The organism is Luteibacter flocculans (genome assembly GCF_023612255.1).
Classification (GTDB): domain Bacteria; phylum Pseudomonadota; class Gammaproteobacteria; order Xanthomonadales; family Rhodanobacteraceae; genus Luteibacter; species Luteibacter flocculans.
In genome coordinates this window covers 91,204-112,592 of sequence record NZ_CP063231.1, presented here as the reverse complement: position 1 = coordinate 112,592, position 21,389 = coordinate 91,204, and the positions used below count along the sequence as shown (strand labels likewise).

Here is a 21,389-nt window from a genome sequence, read left to right as displayed (position 1 = left end):
GCTTCTCGCCGCTATAGCGGCTCCCACAGCCTCGGGGCATCAGAGGCGGCGCGGCGCGGTCGAGCCGCGCACCACGAGATCGGGGCTGAAGCCCTCGTTGTCGATATGCGGCTCGTCGTCCTCGCGCTCCAGTTCGGCGATGAGGCGCTGCGCGGCATGGCGTCCAATCTCCTCCGTGTTCTGCCGCGCGGTCGTCAGCGCGGGCCAGGATTGCTTGGAGAACGGACTGTCTTCGAAGCCGGCGATGGAAAGCTCCCACGGCACATCGACGCCACCCGAACGCGCGGCTGCGAGTACGCCCGCCGCGATTTCGTCGTTCGAGCCGAAGATCGCCGTAGGTGGATCCTTCAGCGCAAGCAGCTTGCGCGCGCCACGGAAACCGTCGTCGAACGAGTAGTCGCCCTCGACCACCAGGCGCTTGTCCACCTCGATACCGTATTCGCGCAGCGCATCGGCGTAGCCCTGGTAGCGCTCGGGGCTGGAACGGTGCTCCTTGCCGCCCCACAGGAAGCCGATGCGATGGTGGCCCAGCTGGATCAGGTGTTCGGTGATGGCGTAAGCCGCATCGCGGTCGTCCACGAAGACGCAGGGCCAGCCATCCTTGGGATCTTGCCTGGCCGAAATGATCCGCACGAACGGGACGTTCTGCTCGGTCAGCGCCGCCAGCAGCTTCGGTTGCTCGGACATGGGGGGGCACAGCACGAGGCCGGCGAGGCGATTGCGCCTGACGAGGTCGCCCAATTGCTCGGCCAGCTTCGGCGCGGAGGAATCGCAAGGGTGGATCTGCAAACCGAAGCCGCGCTCCCGACACACCGAGAGCACGCCGTTCTGCATGGCGATGACGTAGTGGGCGTTGGGATTGTCGTAGACCAGGCCCAGAGCGTAGGTGCGGGCGCTGCGCAGGCTGCGCGCGGCCTGATCGGGCTGGTAATCGAGCGCCTCGATGGCGCGCTGGACCCGCTCGCGGGTGCGCGCGTGCACCGAGGGCTCGTGATTGATGACGCGTGAAACGGTCTTCAGCGAGACGCCGGCCCGTTCGGCCACGTCCTTGATGGTAGGACTACGCAATCTGCGACCCTCGATAGCAGGACGGCCATCCGACGGGACGACCTCGGCAAGTTTACACAAGCGGTCGTCCCATCATGGCGGTCCCGGGGTCAGTCCCTGACGTGCTGACCGACCCGGTGGCCTGCCGCGCCGTAGTACAGGATGTAGAGGTAGCAGGGCACCATCAGGCCGAGGAACACGGCCTGGAAGTCGTAATGCTGCTTCAGGTGGGCGAACAGCACGGGAATGATGGCGCCGCCGGCAATACCCATGATCAGGAAGGCCGAACCGAATTCGGTCAGGCGACCGAGGCCCTTGATCGCCAGGGGGAAGATCGCCGGCCACATCATGGCGTTGGCAAAGCCGAGCGCCGCTACGAAACCGACGGAAACGTAACCGCTGGTCACGTAGGTGCCGATGGAGAACACCACACCGAGGATCGCCGAGAGGGCGAGATAGCGCTGCTGCGAGACGAACTTCGGAATCAGCAGCAGGCCCGCTACGTAGCCAACGAGCATGGCGATCAGCGTGTACGAGGTGAAATGGCTGGTGTCGGCCGGCGACATGCCGAAGCCCTGGCCGTAGGTGCCGATCGCGTCACCCGCCATCACTTCCACACCCACGTAGACGAACAAACAGAGCACGCCGAGCCACAGATGCGGGAAGCTGAAAAGGCTGCCCTTGTCATGGCCGATGGCGCGTTCGGAGTTGTCGCTGGACGGCTTGATCTCGGGGAGCGACGAGCGCACGACCCAGATGGCGAGGAGGACGAGAAGCCCGGCCATGACCATGTACGGCATGTGCACCTTCGCTGCGAACGCGGCGAGCAGGGCGTCTTTTTCCGCGGGCGTCGCCGCATCGGCAATCTGCTTGCCGAAGTTCTGGATGTCGCGCATGACCAAGGCACCGAACACAAACGGCGCAAGCGCACCGGCCACCTTGTTGCAGATACCCATGAAAGCGATGCGCTGCGCGCCGCTTTCGATCGGACCGAGAATGGAGATGTATGGGTTGGACGCAGTCTGCAACAGCGAAAGACCGGCGCCGATGACGAAGAGCCCGGTGAGTGCGCCCGGATAGACGCGCATCGTGACGAACTGGCCGAACAGCACGGCGCCGATCGCCATCACGAACAAACCGAGCCCCATGCCTTTCTTCATGCCCGTTTTCTTGAGGATGAAGGAGGAGGGCAGGGCAAGGAAGAAGTAGGACAGATAGAACGCCATCGGCACGAGGAAGGCATTCACGTCGTCGAGGTCGAAGGCCAGCTTGACGAAGGTGATCAGCGGGCCGTTGAGCCAGGTGACGAAGCCGAAGATGAAGAACAGGACGCCGATGATGATCATCGGGACCAGGCTGGAATGACGATTCTCGTCGACGGCGACCGCGGTGGACGACATGGTGGCTCCCCTCGTGATGGATGTACGCACCCGGAGCGGCAGCACCGGGTACCTCCCTTTGGGGCCCTTTATCGACCTGCATGCACAACGTTGTCAATTGCCTCGGCGCACCCGGGCATGACCGGTGGCAGGGGTCGATGCCATCGATGTCGCGCCGCGTCAAACGGCAGATTCATCGGAAATATCCTGAGATAACGCGTGTTTTTCGAGCATGCGGATGTGCAGCACCCTCATGGGTGCCTCGCTGGTGTTGCGCCGCGTTATGGAATGCCCGCTGTCCTAGCCATCTGTCCAGTTGACAACGTTGTCATTGCGCTCACAGACTCCGCGGCAACAGGGGCGCCGTGGCGAGACCACATGGGCGCAGGGCATCGACAAGGGGCAAGGTGTGGGCGATTCGGCCAACCAGCGGGACGTTCGGCGTATGCCGGGGATCGGGGCGTTTCTCGCCGCCGACGTCGGCGGGACGCACGCCCGTATCGGGCTGGTACGTCGCTCCCCCGGTACCTCGGCGATCGAGGTGTTGCGCTACGAGCGTTATGCCTGCGCCGAATGGCCGAGTCTTACCGCCGCCCTCCGGGATTTCGTGAGTCGTCTGGACGGCCAGGTTGCGATCGAGCACTGCGCCGTCGCCTGCGCCGGGTATGTACTTGGCGATGCCGTCGTCAACGACAACCTGCCCTGGCCGGTGTCGATCGGCGACATCCGCCACTCGCTGGGCCTCACTGGCCTCGCTGTGGTGAACGACTTCGAGGCAGTGACCTATGCCTGCCAGTTCCTGCACGACCACGAGACCACACCGATCATCGAGACCGACACGCCGAAGACCGTGGGACCGATCATCGTGATGGGCCCCGGCACCGGCCTCGGCTCCGCCGTGTTGCTGCCCGGAAAGCCGCACGCGACGGTGCTGCCGACCGAAGCAGGACAGATTTCGCTTGCGCCGGGCAACGAGCGCGAAGTGGCGATCCTCGGCGAACTCGCGCGCGGTCGCGACTATGTCTCCTACGAGACGGCGCTTTCGGGCCCCGGTCTCGTCAATCTCTATCGCGCCTTATCCACGCTGCGCGGCACCGCCGCGACGCTACACGAGCCCGCCGCAGTCAGCGCTGCCGCGCTCGACGGCAGCGATGCCACTGCAAGCGAAGCGCTGGACGTCTTTTGCGGTCTGCTCGGCAGCTTCGTCGGCGATCTCGCCATGCTCTATGGCGCGCGCGGGGGCGTGTATCTCGCTGGCGGCATCCTGCCGCAGATACGCGAACGTCTGCTTGCCAGCAGCTTTGCCACCAGGTTCTTCAACAAGGGCGTCATGCGCGCCTTTCTCAAGCAAGTGCCGGTACGTCTGATGGACCACGGACAGTTGGGTGTGATCGGTGCCGCCGGTCTCTACCTGCACGGTTCGAACGCTCATTGAAGAGCGGGAAAGGAACGCAGGCTTAGTTCGAAAAACCGGGCCGCGAGGCCCTTCGATAGCAACGAAGCACGACGCGGTCGCGAAACCCGTCGCGCTACATCCTCTGAGGGGAGGACACCATGTCGCATCGTAGAAACCTGCTCACGGCGAGCATCATCGCCGGATTGTGCTGTTTCACCGGAACCGTGGCCGCACAGGACACGACCGCGCCGGAGAAGCCGCAGACCGCCCAGCAAAAAGCCGACGCCGCCAAGGCCGCCGAGCTTGAGGGCATCACCGTCACCGGCATCCGCGCGAGTCTCGAGAAGTCGCTCGACACCAAGCGCAATGCGGATGCCGTGGTCGAGGCCGTTACCGCCGAGGACATCGGCAAGTTCCCGAACACCAACGTCGCCGAAGCGATGACGCAGATTCCGGGCGTCGTGATCGATCGCTCGTTCGGGCAGGGCGATCGCGTATCGATCGACGGTACCGATCCCAGCCTCAACCTCACCTTCCTCAACGGCCAGCCGATCTCGCAGACGCCGTGGCAGTACGGTGCGCAGCCGAACCGCGGCTTCGACTTCACCATGCTCGCGCCGGAAATCGTCGGCCGCCTGGAAGTGTATAAATCGCCGGAAGCGCGCCTGCCGGAAGGCAGCCTCGGCGGCACGATCCTGCTGCACACGTTGCAGCCGCTCGATCTGCCGGCGAACACGATTCGCGGCTCGTTCGGTCTCAACTACAACGATCAGGCCACGCCGGGCACGCGTCCGAATGCCTCTGCGTTGTACAGCTGGAAGAATGCTGCGAGCACCTTCGGCGTCATCGCTTCCGTGCAGCACTACGAGGAAAAGATCGACCGCCAGGGCTTCGAGATCTTCAGCTACAGTCCCGTGTCGAAGTGGGCTTCCAGCCCTGCCGTCGCCGCCGGCATCGCCAACGGCACGCTCGATCCCAACGCCAAGGTGCCCGACGAGGTGAACTCGGCGTGGTTCCAGCAGAAGCGCAAGCGCGACACCGCGACGCTCGGTTTCCAGATCCATCCGACGGACAACTGGGACATCGACATCAACAACCTGTTCGTCCGCGAGAACTTCGACAACTGGAACCAGTCGCTCTACCCGTTCACCGGCGCCACGCCGGGCAACGTCACGAGCTTCAACCAGGGTCCGAACGGCATCGTCACGGGCGGCCACGTGTGCGGCAACGACACGGTGGGTTGCCCGGCCATCGCGCAGGGCACCTTCGACAGCAACATCCGCAAGTCGGTGGTGCGCACCTCCGCGTTCGACCTGAAGTCCACCTATCGTGGCGACGGCTGGAAGCTCGGCGGCGCGGCGGGTTACAGCAAGGCCAACAACGACAACATCTCGCAAGCGGTGATGGAGCCGGTGTATGCCGGCGGCTACACCTGGGATATCAACAAGGGTTTCGCTTTCGACAACCCGGCAGCGGCACGCGATCCCGCCAACTGGCACATGGGCGACGTGGACGGCCTGGGCGGCTGGCCGGGTAACTACGGCGATTATTCCGCGCAGTCGCGCGATACTTATGCGCAGCTCGACTTCTCGAAGTACTTCGATTCGTTCTTCAACGAACTGGCCTTCGGCTACCGCTGGAACCGGCACGAGGAGGGCATGCAGGCGCATGTCTACGGCGGCAATGCGCCGACCAACCTTGCCGCGCTCGGTTTCGGCGGCTACACCGATACGCTCGACGCCTTCGACGGCGCGCTGGACGGTTCGTCCAGCCACGTGATGCCCGACCGCAACGCGCAGTACGCCTGGGTGCGCAACACGAACGGCGGCAACGAAGATCCGGGTACTTACCTCAACGGCACCTACAAGCTGGTCGAGAAGACCAATGCCGCCTATGTGCAGGGCAACTTCGCCGGTGGCAACTTCCACGGCAACGTGGGCTTCCGCTACGTCGACACCAAGACCGACGGCACGGGCTTCGTGTACAGCGGCGCCCCGGTGCTGCCGGCGCCGGCCGGTTCGTGGCAGACCTCGTCGCGGACGACGAAGAACTGGCTGCCGAGCCTCAACGTCGCCTACGACGTGAGCGAGGATGTGGTGCTGCGATTCGCCGCCGCCAAGGTGATCGCGCGTCCGCCGTACAACATGCAGGTGAACAACCTGTTCCTCAACGACTCGGTGCTCACCGGCTCGGGCGGCAACCCGAACCTGAAGCCGTACAAGTCGAAGAACTTCTCGCTCTCCGCCGAGTGGTACTTCGCGCCGCAGTCGTACCTGGCGCTGACCGGCTTCTACAAGAAGATCGAGAACTACACGTTCGTGGACTCGGCACCGGAAACGCAGTTCAACTCGGGCCTGCTCAACGACCCGACGACGTTCGCACGCCAGGTGGCGCAGGGCCTTTGCACGCCCGACGGCTTCTGCACGTACAGCATCAGCCGCCCACGCGACACGGGGTCGGGCAAGGTGCGCGGCGGCAGCCTGAGCTACCAGCAGGCGTTCTGGGATACCGGCTTCGGCGTCACGGCGAACTACACGTACGCCAAGGGAACGCTCGATTCCGGCGGTTCGCTGCCGTACAACTCGAAGAACTCGTACTCGGTCAGCCCGTACTACGAGATGGGCCCGTTCAGTGCCCGCCTCACGTACAACTGGCGCAGCAAGTACCTCGCCGGTGGCTACATTGCCGGCGCGCCGCCGGCCACCACCGCCGACTACGGCGACCTGGGTGCCACGCTGGGCTGGAAGCTCAACCAGCAGGTCTCGTTCACCCTCGCGGGCATGAACCTCACCAACGAGAAGTACAAGCAGTACCTCGGCATCACGGCCATGCCGGTCGCGAAGTACACCACGGGCCGCCGCTACATGGCCTCGGTGCATTTCGAACTCTGACAAGCGACATGCGACGCGGCCAAGGAAGGCCGCGCCGACCCAAGCTCCATTCCCCTCGGGCCCGTCAACTCCTCGACAGGGCCCTTTTTTTTGGCCCCTGCGGGAGCCGCTGTGTAGCGATGCGAAACCTACAAAGCAAAGGTGGGAGCCAGCCTGGTGGCGAAAAGCCAACGAAGCGGTGTAGCAGCAAGGCAAGTCCCCATCGCCAGCAGGCTGGCTCCCACCGGCAGGTTCCGCTCCCCTCGCCGCTATAGCGGCTCCTACAGTGAAAGCGCCACAATCGCCCGATCGCCTCACCACGACAGGAGCCCTCGATGCGCCGATTCCTCTTCCTCGCCCTGGCCGCCGGCCTCAGTGCGTGTGCCAGCCAGCCGAGGCAAGAATCCGGTCCCGTCGATCAAACGCCGCTGTCGCTCATTCCCATGCCGGCGCAGCTCCAGCGGCTGCCTGGCCACTTCCGCCTCGACGCGTCGACGACCATCAACGTGGCCAAGGGCGACGTGCAGGCGAAGCGCGTAGCGAACCAGTTGCAAGGCTGGATTCGCCAGGCACGTGGCATCACGCCCGCCATCGTCGAAGGCAAGGGTAAGGGCGGCATCGCCCTTGCGACCACGGCCAGTGTCAAAGGACGCGAGGCTTATACGCTCGACGTCGATGCCAGCGGCGTGCGCATCGCCGCCAATGACGAAACCGGGTTGTTCTACGGCGCGGTGACCTATTGGCAGCTGCTGACCGATCCCGCCGCGCACAGCGGCGTCCCCGCCGTGCACATCGTCGATGCGCCACGCTTCGAGTGGCGCGGCCTGATGCTCGATTCCAGTCGCCATTTCCAGTCGGTCGCCGAGATTCAGCATCTGCTCGACCAGATGGCGATGCACAAGCTCAACACCTTCCATTGGCACCTCACGGACGACCAGGGTTGGCGGTTGCAGATTGAGAAATACCCGAAGCTCACCGAGACGGGCGCTTGCCGCAAGCCGGTGGGCCCGGACGTCGCACTTACCGGCGGTGCCGACACGCCTTACTGCGGTTTCTACACGCAGGAAGAAGCCAAGCAGATCGTCGCCTATGCCGCCGAGCGGCACATCACCGTCGTGCCCGAGATCGAAATGCCAGGCCATGCACAGGCCGCGGTAGCGTCGTATCCGAAAGTGGGCGCAGGCGGGAAGAAACTTGCGGTGTCGACCGACTGGGGCGTCAACACCGCGCTTTACAACGTCGACGATGGCACGTTCACCTTCCTGCAGGACGTGCTGGATGAAGTGATGGCGATCTTCCCATCCACGTATATCCACGTGGGTGGCGACGAGGCGGCCAAGGATGAGTGGGAGCGCTCGAAGACGGTGCAGGCGAAGATGAGGTCGCTGGGCATCGACGACGAGGAACAGATGCAGGGATGGTTTATCGCGCGCATTGGCGATTACCTCGAAAAGCACAATCGCCATCTCATAGGCTGGGACGAGATCCTGGACGGCAAGGTGCCCGCGAGCGCCACCGTTATGTCGTGGCGCGGTACGAAGGGCGCGATCAAGGCGGCGAATGCGGGACATGACGTGGTACTCGCGCCGTCCCCGACGCTGTACCTCGACCAGTTGCAATCGACGCTGCCCGACGAACAACCAGGGCGCCCCTCAGGCCAGACACTCAAGACCCTTTACGACTTCGAGCCGGTGCCAACGGACATCACCGCCGACAAGGCGAAGCACGTGCTCGGTGCCGAGGTCACGGTGTTCAGCGAGTACCTGCCCAACTGGTACCGCACGCAGCATGCGATTTTCCCGCGCATGGCGGCGCTGGCCGAGCGTACCTGGTCGCCGAAGGCGGACTGGAATGGATTCATCGCGCGCCTGCCGGCGCAGATGTCGCGGTATCGCGCGGCGGGAATCGTGCCGTCCGACGGGGCGTACGCCGCGGCCATCGATGTGGCGCCTGCCACGGATGGCAAGGCGACCGTCACGCTGTCGAACCAGAGCGGTTACGGCACGCTGCGCTACACCACGGACGGTTCGGCGCCTACCGCGCAGTCCACGGCCTATACCGGTCCGTTCGAGGTATCGCTGCCGACCACCGTGCGCGCGAATGCCTTCGCCGGTAATTTCGGGCTTGCCGGTCCGCGCGATCGCGAGATCGACGCCGCCTCGCTGCTGAGCCGGAGCAGCGACGAACTCGCCACATGCAGCGACAAGCTCGTCCTTCGCCTCGAATCGCCGGAAGCCGTGGACGGTCGCCGTCCCGTCTACAAGGTCGACATCATGGATACGTGCTGGATGTGGAAGGGCGTGAAGCTGGACGGCCGCTACGGCGTCGCGGTGACCGTGGATCGCCTTCCGTACAACTACGCGCTTTGGAAAGACACCAAGGGGATCGTGTCGCGCAAGTCACGTTCGGCCGCGGGCGAACTGGAAGTCCATCAGGACACCTGCGACGGCCCGAAGCTGACGAGCATTCCGCTCGCCAAGGCCAAGGACGGACGCGCCACGCTCGATGGCATTCTGCCCAAGCGCGAGGGCACGCACGATCTCTGCTTCGTCATCACCGGCAAACCGGGTCCGAAGCTCTGGGTGCTGGGCGACGTGCAGCTTCGCTAGGCAGATCGCGCGTACTCACGGACGCCAGTATCAGAACAACGGTACCGGCGTCCGCATGTCCGCCTTGCGTTGCAGGGCGGTACGCGCCTCGCGCTCCTCGTCGCCTTCCAGCGGCATCAGCGTCACGAACTTGCCCGCGATCATCGCTGCCAGCGGCATGCCGTCGCGAATGGCGATGCGGTTGCCTATCGTCGCAGGTACCTTGGTGCCCACGACGATGGTGCCAACGAGATTGAGCGGGTCCGTGCCCGCGATACAGACGATCTCACCATCGTGCGCCCGGTGACGAATCTGCCTGAGCGCAGGCAACGCTTCGGGTAGCGCGAACTGTTCGCCAACGAGCCCGTCGACAAAGCGACCGCCACGGATTTCACCGCGGGCTTCGAGTCGGTGATACACACGACGCAGTTCTCGCCATGGCGGCAGCCATGCGGCTTCGCGTTCGAGGATGCGCCAGCTCACCACACCGTAGCGACGCAAGAGCGTACGGGCGATGTGTTCGAGACCATCCGCGTCGGTGCGCGATTCGTTCGCGCGACGCGCGAGCGCCCAGCGTCCCGCGTCTTCGATACCGCTCAGCATATGCCTGCGCGTGCGCCGATGCCGGCTGCCGTTGCGCTTGGATGCGGGCAGCAGCAAGGCGCGCAGGCCGGCAAAGCTGTCGGCCGTGACGCGACCTGCAGCGACCAGCTCGCCCAGCGCGTCTTCCAGTTCCGTGCGCAGGAGGCGGGTGGTGGACGCCAGCTCGTCGAAGAACAACGCACCTTCGTCGCGCAGCGCATCGACCACCGCCTGCGCCCGCGACGAGAGCGACACCTCCTCGGTAGACACGGGGGCGGCAGCGGACCAGATCGGGAGTTGCCGCCTCGGCAAGAGCACGATGGGCGTCGAGCGAACCGGGCCGCCGCTACCCGACCCGAGCCGCAACCGGCTCCAGACGACGCGGCCAGCGCGGCACAGGTCGTCGAGCCAGCCGATGCTGTAGTCGGTGACACGCGCAGGGAGCAGTTCGGATTCCCATGAGCCGGCGGCCGCCTCGAACCCTTCCAACTGACCGATAACGCCGGCCAGGGCATCGGGACCGGCGACCTGGGTGGCGCGCGTGACGTGCTGCCAGTCGAGCAGGAAGCGCAGAAAGTCGCGCGGCGCGACCGGCTCGATCTCGCGACGCAGGCGGCCCATCGTGTAGCGATGAATGCGCGCGAGCAGATGCCGCTCGCACCATTCGGTGTCCGTCGCGCCCGGCGAGAACGGACCGCGCATGACGTAGCCCTCGCTTTCGAGCGACACGAGCGCTGCATTCACTTCCATCGATGCCACGCCCAAGGACGCAGCAAGCGATTCGGCAGAGACCGGCCCCAGGCCGCCGAGGCGTCCACGCACGATGTCGACGCGTGCCGACTCCGGCGTCCATGCCTGTGCCTCGAACTCCGCGGGCGCGGCAATGGATGGCGTGAGCATCGCTTCCGGATGGATCGCGCGCCAGACGGGCAGGCGTTCGGCAGCCACCCAGAGCGAGGTATTGCCCGCGCGCAACAACGTCGCGCGCGCGTCCGTCGCCAAGGCGGAGAGCAACGCCGCCCAACCCGCGTTGTCGTGCACTTCGTCGAGCGTAACCGCACCGAGCTGGACCAGGGCCTCGTGCATCTCATCCGCGCTACGCGCCTCGGGCCAGGCTTCTTCGCGCACGGAGGCGATGGCTTCCGGATCGAGACGTCCGAGATCGTCGGCGCTTTCCGCATCGTTCCAGCGCCGCGACTGCACGGCCTGCGTGCGGCGCTCTTCCAACGGGGCATCGTCGAGGAACGCGTACGGCGCCGCGCTCAACACTTCGGCAGCGAGCGGCGACGGCGTGGCGAGATCGCGAGCCACCATGCGAATGCGCCCGCTTTCGAGGCCGCGCAGGATCGTCAGCAGACCCTCGCAATCCATCGCTTCGTGCAGGCAATCGTCCAGCGTCTGCTTCACCAGCGGATGATCGGGTACTTCGCGTTCGCCCGCGAGGTTTTCCGCGCAGGCCACCTGATCGGGAAACACGGTCGCGAGCAGATCCTCGCTCTTCATCCGCTGCAGTTGCGGCGCCACTTTCTTGCCGCCCGTAAAGCGCGGCAGCGCCAGCGCCGTGGTCGCATTCCAGCGCCAGCGCACTCCGAACAGCGGCGCATCGAGCAATGCCTGCACGAGCACGTGCTCGGCGGACTGCGAGTGCAGATAGCGCGCCACTTCATCCAGCGGAAAGCTGTGGCTGGTGGACAGCGAGAGCACGATGGCGTCTTCCGTCGCTGCGGCCTGCAGCTCGAAGTTGAACTTGCGACAGAAGCGCTTGCGCAGTGCGAGACCCCAGGCACGGTTGATCCGGCTGCCGTACGGCGTGTGGATGATGAGCTGGGTGCCACCGGATTCGTCGAAGAAGCGCTCCATCACCAGCGTGTCGAGCGTCGGCAACGCACCGAGCGCCGCGCGTGCGCGGAACAGGTAATCCACGATCTGCTCTGCCGCGGCCTTGGTCAGGGCCAGTTCGCCCGTGAGCCACGCCAGCGCTGCCTCACGACCGCCTTCGTCGAACGCGGCCGACAAGGCTTCGCGCAGACGCGACACGCCGAGCGACAGCTCGTTCGTTCGTCCCGGCGCTTCGCCGAGCCAGAACGGGATGTTCGGCGGCGCGCCCTGAGCGTCCTCCACACGAAGACGCCCCATCTCCACGCGCAGGATGCGGTACGAACGATTACCGAGCTGGAAGATGTCGCCCGCGAGGCTTTCCACCGCAAAGTCTTCGTTCACCGTGCCGACGACGGTCGCCTGAGGTTCGAGCAGGACGTTGTAGTCGCCGGTGTCGGGAATGGTGCCACCCGAGGTGACCGCCGTCAGCCGCGCACCGCGGCGTTCGCGCAGACGTCGGTTCACCGCATCGCGATGAATGTACGAGCCCCGCGGACCCACGCGCGTGGTGAATCCGTCGGCCAGCATCCTTACGGTTTCATCGAAGGTCTCGCGTTTCAGCGTGCGGAACGGATAGGCGCGACGTACGAGATCGTAGAGCGCGTCCTCGTCCCACTCCTGGCAGGCCACTTCCGCCACGATCTGCTGGGCCAGTACGTCCAGCGGTTCGTGCGGGATGATCAACGTGTCGAGTTCGCCACGCCGTACGCAGTCGAGCAAGGCGGCGCATTCCACGAGGTCGTCGCGCGAGGTCGCGAAGAGGCGTGCTTTCGGCGTGCCGCCGACCGCATGGCCGGCACGACCGGCACGCTGCAGGAACGCCGCGATGGAGCGGGGCGAGGCGATCTGGCATACGAGGTCCACATCGCCGATGTCGATGCCCAACTCCAGCGACGCCGTAGCGACCAGCGCACGCAGCTCGCCGCGCTTGAGGCGTTGTTCCGCGTCGAGGCGCTGCTCGCGCGAGAGGCTGCCGTGGTGCGCGGCCACCGCATCGTTGCCCAGGCGCTCGGAGAGATGCCGCGCCACGCGCTCGGCCATGCGACGTGTGTTGACGAAGACGAGCGTGGTGCGGTGCTGCTCGACGAGGTTGGCGAGCCGGTTGTAGACCAGTTGCCACATGTCGTTCGACATCACCGCTTCCAGCGGTACCGGCGGTACTTCCAGCGCCAGGTCGCGTGCGCGGCTGTGGCCGATGTCGACGAGGGCGCAGTCTTCGCGCTCGTTGCCGGTGAGGAAGGCCGCCACGCGCTCGATGGGCTTCTGCGTGGCGGAGAGGCCGATGCGCGTGATGCGCCGCTGCGCCACGCATTCCAGCCGTTCCAGCGAGACCGCGAGATGGCTGCCGCGCTTGCTTCCCGCGACGGCATGGATTTCGTCGACGATCACCTCGCGGATGTTCCGCAGCATGGCGCGTCCAGACTCGGAGCCGAGCAGTACGTAAAGCGATTCCGGCGTCGTAACCAGGATGTGCGGCGGACGACGCTTCATCCGCTCGCGATCGGACGACGGTGTGTCGCCCGTACGCACGGCGGTGCGGATTTCCAGATCCGGCAGACCACGCGCGCGCAGTTCTTCGCGGATCCCGGCCAGGGGCGCCTCGAGGTTGATGCGAATGTCGTTCGACAGCGCTTTCAGCGGCGACACGTAGAGGATCGTGGTGCGATCGCGCAGCCCGCCTTCGTCCACGCCCTCGCGCACGAGATCGTCGATGGCGGAAAGGAACGCGGTGAGCGTCTTGCCCGAGCCGGTCGGTGCCGCGACCAGCGTATGGCGGCCCGAGCGGATCGCCGGCCACGCCGCGACCTGCGCGGCGGTGGGCTCGGGAAAGGTCTTCGCGAACCACGCGGCGACGGCGGGATGGAAGGCGCTGAGCGCTGTCGACTTTTGTGAATTCATTGAATCACTTAAGTGGGGTCCGCACGGCCCCGGGGCAAGCGTCCAGCGTACGCTTGGGCGTCTCACGGGTTGCGATGAAAACGTTACTTCGCGATGGTGGGGCATTCCTTGCCACGAATCGTGACCATGACCGACCTCGCGCGCCGCTCCGCTCTCGCCCTTGCCCTCGCCGCCGGCCTTGCCGGCACGGCCCACGCCGCCGTTCCTGCCGACCGTCCGTGGATGGACCGCTCGCTGTCGCCCGACCGCCGCGCCGAGCTGATCGTGACGGCCATGACGGACGACGAGAAGTTCCGGATGATCCGCGCGGACTTCGGCCAGAAGAACGACAAGGCGCCGCACTCGCCCGAATCCCTGGAGGGCGCGGGCTTCGTTCCGTCCATACCGCGCCTCGGACTGGCCGCACTGAACGAGACCGATGCCGGGCTCGGCGTCACCCGACCGGGCAGCGATGGGCTCGGCGCGATCTCGCTGCCGGCCGGTCTTGCGACCGCCGCCAGCTTCGATCCCGCGGTAGCGCATGCGGGCGGACGCATGATCGGCGGCGAAGCGCGCGGCAAGGGCTACGGCGTGCTGCTTGCGGGCGGCGTGAACCTCGTTCGCGATCCGCGCAATGGCCGCAACTTTGAGTACGCGGGCGAAGACCCGGTGCTGGCGGGCACGATGGCGGGCGCGGCGGTGAGGGGCGTGCAGGAGCAGAAGGTGGTCGCCACGGTGAAGCACTTCGCCATCAACGACCTGGAATCCGGTCGCAATACGCTCAGCGCCGACATCGATCCCGTGGCGCTGCGCGAGTCGGACCTGCTCGCCTTCCAGCTTGCGATCGCCAAGGGCGATCCGGGCTCGGTGATGTCCTCGTACAACAAGGTCAACGGCACCTACGCGGGTGAGCACGACTGGCTGCTCAATCAGGTGCTCAAGCAGGAATGGGGGTTCAAGGGCTGGGTCATGTCGGACTGGGGCGGCGTGCACAGCGGCGCCAAGGCCGCGCTCGCCGGTCTGGACCAGGAATCGGCCGGCGAGGTCTTCGACAAGGAAGTGTTCTTCGACAAGCCCCTGCGCGAGGCGTATGCGGCGGGGCAATTCCCGAAGGCGCGCCTGGACGACATGGTCAAGCGGATCATGCGCAGCCTGTTCGCCCACGGCGTCATCGATCAACCGATGAAGCCCACCAAGGTGCCTTACGAGGCCGACCGCATCGTGGCGCGCGACGCGCTGGAAGCCGGCGCGGTGCTGCTGCGCAACCAGGACGCGTTGCTGCCGCTGGCTCGCAAGGGGCAGTCCGTCGTCATCATCGGTGGTCGCGCCGACAAGGGCGTGCTCGCAGGTGGCGGGTCGTCGGCCGTGTCCGACGTCGCTGGCGATCCGGTGCCGGGGCTGGAACCGAAGGCATGGCCGGGCCCGGTCAAATATCACGCGTCCGCGCCCCTCACGTTCATGCGCAAGCTGGGCGGCAAGGTGAGCTTCGACGAGGGCACCGACCCGGCCGCCGCCGCGAAGGCCGCCGCCGACGCGGACGTCGCGGTCGTCTTCGTCACGAAGTGGGCCGCCGAATCGTTCGACACCCCGAACCTCGCCCTGCCGGACGGGCAGGACGCCCTGGTGGAAGCCGTGGCGAAGGCCAACCCGAAGACCGTCGTCGTGCTGGAAACCAACGGTCCGGTGGCGATGCCGTGGCTGGATCACGTGGGCGCGGTCATGCAGGCGTGGTATCCGGGGTCGGGTGGCGGTGAGGCCATCGCACGCCTGCTCTACGGCGTGAGTGCCCCGTCGGGCCGCCTGCCGCTGACCTGGCCGAAAGACGAGTCGCAATTGCCGCGCACCACCATCGCGGGCGCAGGGCTGTACTCCAAGGAAAAACCCGCGGACAACGTCGACTACAACATCGAAGGCGCGGACGTGGGCTACCGCTGGTTCGAGAAGACCAAGCGCGAGCCGCTGTTCGCCTTCGGGTACGGCCTGACGTACACGAGCTTCGCCTACAGCGAGTTCTCGGTGGACAAGGACGCGAGCGGTCACCCGGTCGCGCACGTTACGGTGAAGAACACGGGCAAGGTCGCAGGCGCCGACGTCCCGCAGATCTACGTCACGGCACCCGGCGCCAGCACGCGGCGCCTGGCGGGCTGGAGCAAGGTATCGCTGAAGCCGGGCGCCAGCCAGCGCGTGGACATCCCGCTGGAACCGCTGGCGCTGGCCCGCTACGACGACAAGGCGAAGCGCTGGCAGGTCGCGGCAGGCAGCTACAACGTCAAGCTGGCCCGCTCCGCCACCGACGTCGCCACCGAAACGTCGCTGACCCTTCCCGAAAGCTTCCCGACGGCGAAGGCCCCCTGACGGGGGCTCGCACCCGCGTGCGGGAGCCGCATGTGGGAGCCGCCATGGCGGCGAGGGGAACTTGCCGCTGGGAACCAGTCTGCGGGTGGGAGCCAGCCTGCTGGCGATAAGCCAACGAAGCGGTGTAGCGGTGAGGCAAGTTCTCATCGCCAGCAGGCTGGCTCCCACCCGCAGCTCTCACAGTGGTTATCTGCACGCCATGGCGACAGCGCATCGCCACAATGCGCGACATGACCTCTCGCCACGCTCTCGCCGTCTTCGCCGCCCTCGCCACCTTTGTCGTTGCGACGGCGGCCCGTGCCGATCCGCCGGACTTCGATCGCCCCGGCGCGGGCTTTGCCACGACGGTGCTACCGGTCGGCACCGTGGCACTGGAGCAGGGCCTGCCGACCTACGAGCGGCAGCGCGAAGACGGTTACCTGGATCGCACGTACACCGCGGATAGCCTCATTCGCGTGGGTCTCGGTGGCCCTGTCGAGCTGCAGGTGGGCGGGTCGGCGTGGAACCGCCTGGAAGAGCGGGGCCAGGGATCGCGCCGCCACGCGGTTGGCCATGGCGACAGCAGCGTGGGCGTGAAGTGGGCGCCGGGCGGCTCGGGCGATGCAGGCGCTTTCAGTTGGGCCGCCCTGGGCCAGGTGACGTTCGCCAACGGCGACAGCGACTTCGGCAACGGCGCGCGCCAGGTGAGCCTGGGCGCGACCATGCAGTGGCAGCCGGACAAGGTCATCCAGAACACGCTTTACGCAAACGTCGACCGACTCAAGGGACGCAACACGTGGACGCTGGCGCCGACGTTCGGGCGCAAATTCGGCGAGAACGTGGTTGCCTACGTGGAAGCGGACGCCATCCACGACGCCGAAGATGGCAACGAACTGCAGCTCGGCGGCGGCATGGCCTACACGCTGGGCGATCACATGCAATTGGACGCGTATGCCCTGCACCGCGTAGGCCGACACGGCCCATCGGTACGGGCCGGCTTGGGACTGTCCGTCTTTTTTGGCAACCCGAAGAATTAACCGGGTTCGAGGCGAAGCCCACGAGGTCGTTCGGCCTCGACAGAAAAAACATGGCCCCCACGCTCACGCGGGGGGCCATGGTGACCGTCCCTGGGTCCGGCGGCTTGAGCCGCCCCAACGCGGCCCGGCATAGCCGGCGCGGCGTTATCGCCGATGAAGGGGGGGATCGATCCTTGCGCTAGGGACGGACGGCATCCTGCCGTCGGATCGGTCATCGGCGATTCGTTTGCCTCGCCTGGGCGTCCAGGCGGGGCACGGACCTAATCTTGCGTAGGTCGGGTGCCGACGGATATAGGAGAATTCTTAAAATTAGTGCCGATTTACCTTCACCGCGTGGGAGAAGGCGCACTTTCGGCTGAGCGGCTACGTCCGGGGCCGCGCGAAGCGGGGCGCTCGCGACGGCTCTCGCGTACCGGCGGTCGGGTCGGCTGCGGGACGTTGACGCCGCGGCTCGCCAGGCTGCGCAACTGCGCGGCGTCAGATGAGCCGTAATCCCGTTTCTTCGTGTCGTTCTGCATCACTCGTCTCCTGCCGCGCTCCCGCCCGGAAGGACAGGTTGGGCCTGCGAACCGAAATTTTCGGTGGCGCAGCAGTGAACGTTCTGTGACACCTCTTCACATTCGCGAAGACGCGACGGTCTTCAGAGTCAGGGCGATGCGGTATCCGCGTGGTGTCCGGGCATCCGCTGGATCAGTTCCGTCGCCAGCTTCTCGTAATCCTCGTCGAAGTGGTGCGAACCCGGCTTGCGATAAACCGTAACGAACGACGGCAGCTTCGGATCGGTGCAGCCACTGTCGTCCGCATCCTCGGCGCCGTAGTAGCACGCCATGGGTGGACGACCCGCCAGCGCGGCAATGGGCGGCATGGCGTCGGTATGCACCACCGGATTCAGCCACTGCAGGAAGTTGTGCGTGTGGGTGGTCCACCAGCCTTGCTGCATGTACCCCTCCAGCTCGATCTCGAAGTTCACGTCGCGGCTGGCGGAAAGCAACACGAGCTGGCTCAACCGATCGCGATTGTCCGGACGCAGCTTGCCGACGATCGTGGGCAGCACGTCGGCGCCGAACGAGTAACCGATGAGGAGCACACGACGCTTGTTCCACTGGCGGGTGTACCGATCCAGCAGACCATCGAGATCGTGGGCGGATTCGTCGGGCGAGCGGTAACGCCAGAAGTATTTGAAGGTGCTGACACCCGCGACCGGAATACCGCGCTGCGTGAACACGGCACCGAGACGCTGATCGAGATCCCACCAGCCGCCGTCGCCCGAGTAGATCACCACGAGCAGGTCTTCCTCGCCGGTCGGCGGCTCCTTCAATGCCGGCAACTCGACGGTGGACTTCTCCATCGACGCGCGCGTCCACGGATGCCATGCCAGCAAGCCCAGCACAAGCAGCGCGGCGAGGCCGAGCAGGCCGAGACGAACGATTTTTCGCGGCGAAGCCTTCATCGCCGCACCACGCCGCCGAGGCCGCCGGAAATGAGGCTTGCGACGTTCGCCAGCGCGAGCGGCAAGGCGATACCACCCGGCACCGCGATGTAGCGCGGCTCCCATTCCGGATCGAACTTGTCCTTGTAGCGATGCAGGCCGCGGAAATTGTAGAAGCGCTCGCCGCGTCCGAAGACCATCGCACCGAAGCGACTCCACAACGGCGCCGTGCGCCGGTTCTGCAGGCCGGAAAGCGGCGCCATGCCGAGATTGAACCAGCGATAGCCTTCGGCCTTCGCCCAGACCATCAATTCGATGAACAGAAAATCCATGATGCCGGAGGGGCCCTCGGGAAGGTGGCGCATGAGATCGACCGAGGCTTCTTCCTTGGTCTCGGTCACGAAGACATTGGCGAAGGCAACAGGCTCCTCGCCCTGCCAGACCACTGCCATCGGCGTGCGGCAGAGGTAGCGCTCGTCGAACAGACCGAGGGAGAAGCGCTTCTCGCGCACTTTCTTGTCGCGCATCCAGGCATCGGAAATCGCCTTGAGACGCGGCAGCAGCGCCGGTACGCCTTCGATCGGCACGATTTCCATGCGCAGGCCGTCGCGCGACAACTTGTTGACCGTGCCGCGCAAGGTCTTCTTCGACTTGCCATCGAGATTGAACTGGTCGAGGCGCACCCGCGCCTCTTCGCCGATCTTGAGCAGGTTCATGCCGACGTCGAGATACAGGTCGAGGTCCTGCGGACGCACCTGGTAGAAGAGCGGCCAGCCGCCGGCACGCTCGCAGTTCTCGCGGAAGGTCCAGACCAGCTCGCGCCGCGCTTCCTCGTCTTTGCCGACCGGATCGCCCATCGCGACCCAGCTGCGCCCTTCGATGTCGTACATGATGAAGGCGCTGTCGCCGGGGGCGAACATGAGCATCTTGTCGCCGACCAGCGCCAGGTGCGCCTGCGCGGAGTCGAACTGCTTGATGAGCGGCATGGCCCTGGCGAACTCGGCCTCGCCCGGCATGGCGCGGCGCGGACGCGCCGGGCGAATGAGGTTGGCGAGCGCCACCAGCATCACCACAGCCGTGGCGCCCACGAGAGCACGCAACGCGCGCGGCGCACCGCCGTGGTGGAAGCTGAACTCCCACCAGAGGTTGTTGCTGTATTCCACGTGCTTGAAGCTGAAGAACACCAGCCACGTGGAACAGGCGAGCACGGCACCGATCGCCAGCATCCAGCCCGGCGAGAAGCTGGCGCGGAACAACGACGCACGGCGATGGAAATACCGGTGGGCCGGCGCGAGCGCCAAGGCCAGCAACGAAAGCAGGGTGGCCTCTTCGTAGTCGATGCCCTTGAGCAGCGAGAAAATCGCACCAAGGATCAACAGCACCAGCGTCAGCACGTACGCTGCATCGAGGCGACGTTGCAGTCCTCGCGCCAGGATCAGCAACAGCATGCCGACCACACTGGAGAGGAAATGCGAGACCTCTACCAGCGGCAGCGGCACGAAGCCGCGCAGGATCTCCATGCGGCCGGGAATCGCCAGCGTCGCGCCGGAGAACAGGAGCACGGCGCCACAGACCAGCGTCAGGCCCGCGAAGAACGGCGGCAACAGGCTGCTGAACCACGGCGAGACCATGGCCGCGTGACGCAACGCACGCACCTCGCGCCAGATCACCATGACCGTCGCCACACACAGCGGCAGCAGGTAATAGACGAGGCGGTACGCGGCGAGCGAACCGAGGATCGGCGCTTCGAGACCCTGGTTCCCGGTGGCGCCGAAGCCCGCCAGCATCACTGCCTCGAAGACGCCCAGGCCACCCGGCACGTGACTGATGAGTCCCGCCATCTGCGCGACGACGAAGATCGCCAGGAAATGGCCGAAGCCCCCGGCGATGGCCTCGGGCATGAGCACGTAGAGCACGCCAGCGGCGAGACCCCAGTCGAGCGCGCCGACGAGGATCTGCCGCGCCGCCACGATCGGCGTCGGTGCACTCACGTTCCAGCGCCACACCCGCAGCGGCCGACGCACCGTCAGCGACACGGCAAACCAGGCCAGCGGTACGAGCACCAGCACGATCGCCAAGGGAATGCGCAAGCCCGACAGCGGCACATCGGGCGGAATGGGCACCAACAACAACGTGCAGCCGGTGAGGGCGGCCAGCCCCAGCCAGAAGCTCATCGTGGTGTAGAGCACGACACGGCCGATCTCGCCCGTGCTCAGCCCCGCCTGCACGTAGAAGCGGTAACGGATCGATCCGGAAATCAGCAGCGACATGCCCAGCGCATTTGAGAACGCATAGCTGATGAACGAGATCAGCCCCACCCGTCGCGGCGGCAGGCGACGCCCGATACTGGCGAGGCCGAACCAGTCGTAGAGGGTCATCACGGCGTAACCGGCGCCGGTCAGCAGCACCGCGAGACCGATGTCCGTATTCGGCAGCGTGTGCACGTATCCGGCGATCTGCCGGTAGGTGACTTCGCTGGCCATCGCGTGCAGCGCCCACAAGGCGAGGCACAGCAGGACGGCGGACAGCAGGGGGCCACCCGCGCGACGCAGCAAGGCGATGTGGAGCGCTCGCCGGGCCTGGGTCTGATCGGTCGACGGGAGCTCCGTCCTGGTCTCGTGCTCCACGTGCGCCGTGGCTCCGGGTGGTCAATCGTAAGGTCGTGTAGGTTGCCACATTAGTGGTCCCACTGGGCATCCCGGCGCGCATCGTGGCGCACTGCGATGGGCTGGCGCGTATCGTCGCACCGGACCCGGTGATCTACGGAAAGGATCAAAACCGGGCGGTATGGCGCAGGCCTATGGAACCGGTCCGCAGTCGTCCGCGTGGGCGGGCCTGTGGAGGGGGCGGTGGTCGGTCGGGGCCTTGAAGGGACGCCGCCGGGACGCCGAAACCCCTGGCTTCGCTCCCCGACAACGCGTCTACTAAGCCTGTCCTCAGGCTAGGGAAAGCTTGACGTAAGCACTGGTTC

11 protein-coding genes are annotated in these 21,389 nt (G+C 65.9%); 5 read left to right on the top strand and 6 right to left on the bottom strand.

All coding sequences use genetic code 11. The features are described 5' to 3' along the window. Positions 1 to 39 precede the first annotated feature (39 nt). On the bottom strand, positions 40 to 1,068 hold the full coding sequence (locus IM816_RS00500) for a LacI family DNA-binding transcriptional regulator (RefSeq protein ID WP_072323304.1): 1,029 nt from the start codon (positions 1,066 to 1,068) through the stop codon (positions 40 to 42). Positions 1,069 to 1,157: 89 nt separating this feature from the next. Further along, on the bottom strand, positions 1,158 to 2,447 hold the full coding sequence (locus IM816_RS00495; RefSeq protein WP_250339348.1) for a sugar MFS transporter: 1,290 nt from the start codon (positions 2,445 to 2,447) through the stop codon (positions 1,158 to 1,160). A 388-nt stretch (positions 2,448 to 2,835) separates the two neighbouring features. Between IM816_RS00495 and glk the strand changes: the two genes are divergently transcribed. The 3 genes from glk (at position 2,836) to IM816_RS00480 (ending at position 9,301) form a co-directional block, all read left to right on the top strand. Next, positions 2,836 to 3,861: a glucokinase gene (gene glk, locus IM816_RS00490; RefSeq protein WP_425602652.1), complete on the top strand. Its 1,026-nt coding sequence runs from the start codon at positions 2,836 to 2,838 to the stop codon at positions 3,859 to 3,861. A gap of 119 nt (positions 3,862 to 3,980) precedes the next feature. Beyond that, a complete protein-coding gene (locus IM816_RS00485) occupies positions 3,981 to 6,713 on the top strand; it encodes a TonB-dependent receptor (RefSeq protein WP_250339347.1) in 2,733 nt (910 codons plus the stop codon). A 314-nt stretch (positions 6,714 to 7,027) separates the two neighbouring features. Beyond that, positions 7,028 to 9,301, top strand: coding sequence for a beta-N-acetylhexosaminidase (locus IM816_RS00480; RefSeq protein WP_250339346.1), 2,274 nt, complete (start codon positions 7,028 to 7,030; stop codon positions 9,299 to 9,301). A gap of 30 nt (positions 9,302 to 9,331) precedes the next feature. Here the strand turns inward: IM816_RS00480 and IM816_RS00475 are convergent, their stop codons facing one another. After that, positions 9,332 to 13,639, bottom strand: a complete 4,308-nt coding sequence (locus IM816_RS00475) for a DEAD/DEAH box helicase (RefSeq protein WP_250339345.1) — start codon at positions 13,637 to 13,639, stop codon at positions 9,332 to 9,334. Positions 13,640 to 13,765: 126 nt separating this feature from the next. On the opposite strand from IM816_RS00475, the gene IM816_RS00470 reads away from it, so the two are divergent. Further along, on the top strand, positions 13,766 to 15,973 hold the full coding sequence (locus tag IM816_RS00470; RefSeq protein ID WP_250339344.1) for a beta-glucosidase family protein: 2,208 nt from the start codon (positions 13,766 to 13,768) through the stop codon (positions 15,971 to 15,973). A 230-nt stretch (positions 15,974 to 16,203) separates the two neighbouring features. After that, positions 16,204 to 16,989, top strand: a complete 786-nt coding sequence (locus IM816_RS00465) for a transporter (protein WP_250339343.1) — start codon at positions 16,204 to 16,206, stop codon at positions 16,987 to 16,989. Positions 16,990 to 17,315: 326 nt separating this feature from the next. Here IM816_RS00465 and IM816_RS00460 read toward each other — a convergent pair whose 3' ends face one another. From IM816_RS00460 to mprF, 3 genes are all read right to left on the bottom strand, one after another. Next, positions 17,316 to 17,507, bottom strand: coding sequence for a hypothetical protein (locus tag IM816_RS00460; protein WP_250339342.1), 192 nt, complete (start codon positions 17,505 to 17,507; stop codon positions 17,316 to 17,318). Between the two features lie 128 nt (positions 17,508 to 17,635). After that, on the bottom strand, positions 17,636 to 18,439 hold the full coding sequence (locus IM816_RS00455) for a virulence factor (protein WP_250339341.1): 804 nt from the start codon (positions 18,437 to 18,439) through the stop codon (positions 17,636 to 17,638). Continuing rightward, complete coding sequence (gene mprF / locus IM816_RS00450) at positions 18,436 to 21,045, bottom strand: bifunctional lysylphosphatidylglycerol flippase/synthetase MprF (protein WP_250339340.1); 2,610 nt, start codon at positions 21,043 to 21,045, stop codon at positions 18,436 to 18,438. Before mprF ends, IM816_RS00455 begins: the two co-directional genes overlap by 4 nt. Between the last annotated feature and the right edge of the window lie 344 nt (positions 21,046 to 21,389).

Bases quoted from the DNA above. Each gene is read 5' to 3' on its own strand.
- IM816_RS00465 (WP_250339343.1), top strand. From the start codon at position 16,204: ATGACCTCTCGCCACGCTCTCGCCGTCTTCGCCGCCCTCGCCACCTTT.
- IM816_RS00455 (WP_250339341.1), bottom strand. From the start codon at position 18,439: ATGAAGGCTTCGCCGCGAAAAATCGTTCGTCTCGGCCTGCTCGGCCTC.
- IM816_RS00470 (WP_250339344.1), top strand. From the start codon at position 13,766: ATGACCGACCTCGCGCGCCGCTCCGCTCTCGCCCTTGCCCTCGCCGCC.
- IM816_RS00480 (WP_250339346.1), top strand. From the start codon at position 7,028: ATGCGCCGATTCCTCTTCCTCGCCCTGGCCGCCGGCCTCAGTGCGTGT.
- IM816_RS00475 (WP_250339345.1), bottom strand. From the start codon at position 13,639: ATGAATTCACAAAAGTCGACAGCGCTCAGCGCCTTCCATCCCGCCGTC.
- IM816_RS00495 (WP_250339348.1), bottom strand. From the start codon at position 2,447: ATGTCGTCCACCGCGGTCGCCGTCGACGAGAATCGTCATTCCAGCCTG.
- IM816_RS00485 (WP_250339347.1), top strand. From the start codon at position 3,981: ATGTCGCATCGTAGAAACCTGCTCACGGCGAGCATCATCGCCGGATTG.
- IM816_RS00460 (WP_250339342.1), bottom strand. From the start codon at position 17,507: ATGCAGAACGACACGAAGAAACGGGATTACGGCTCATCTGACGCCGCG.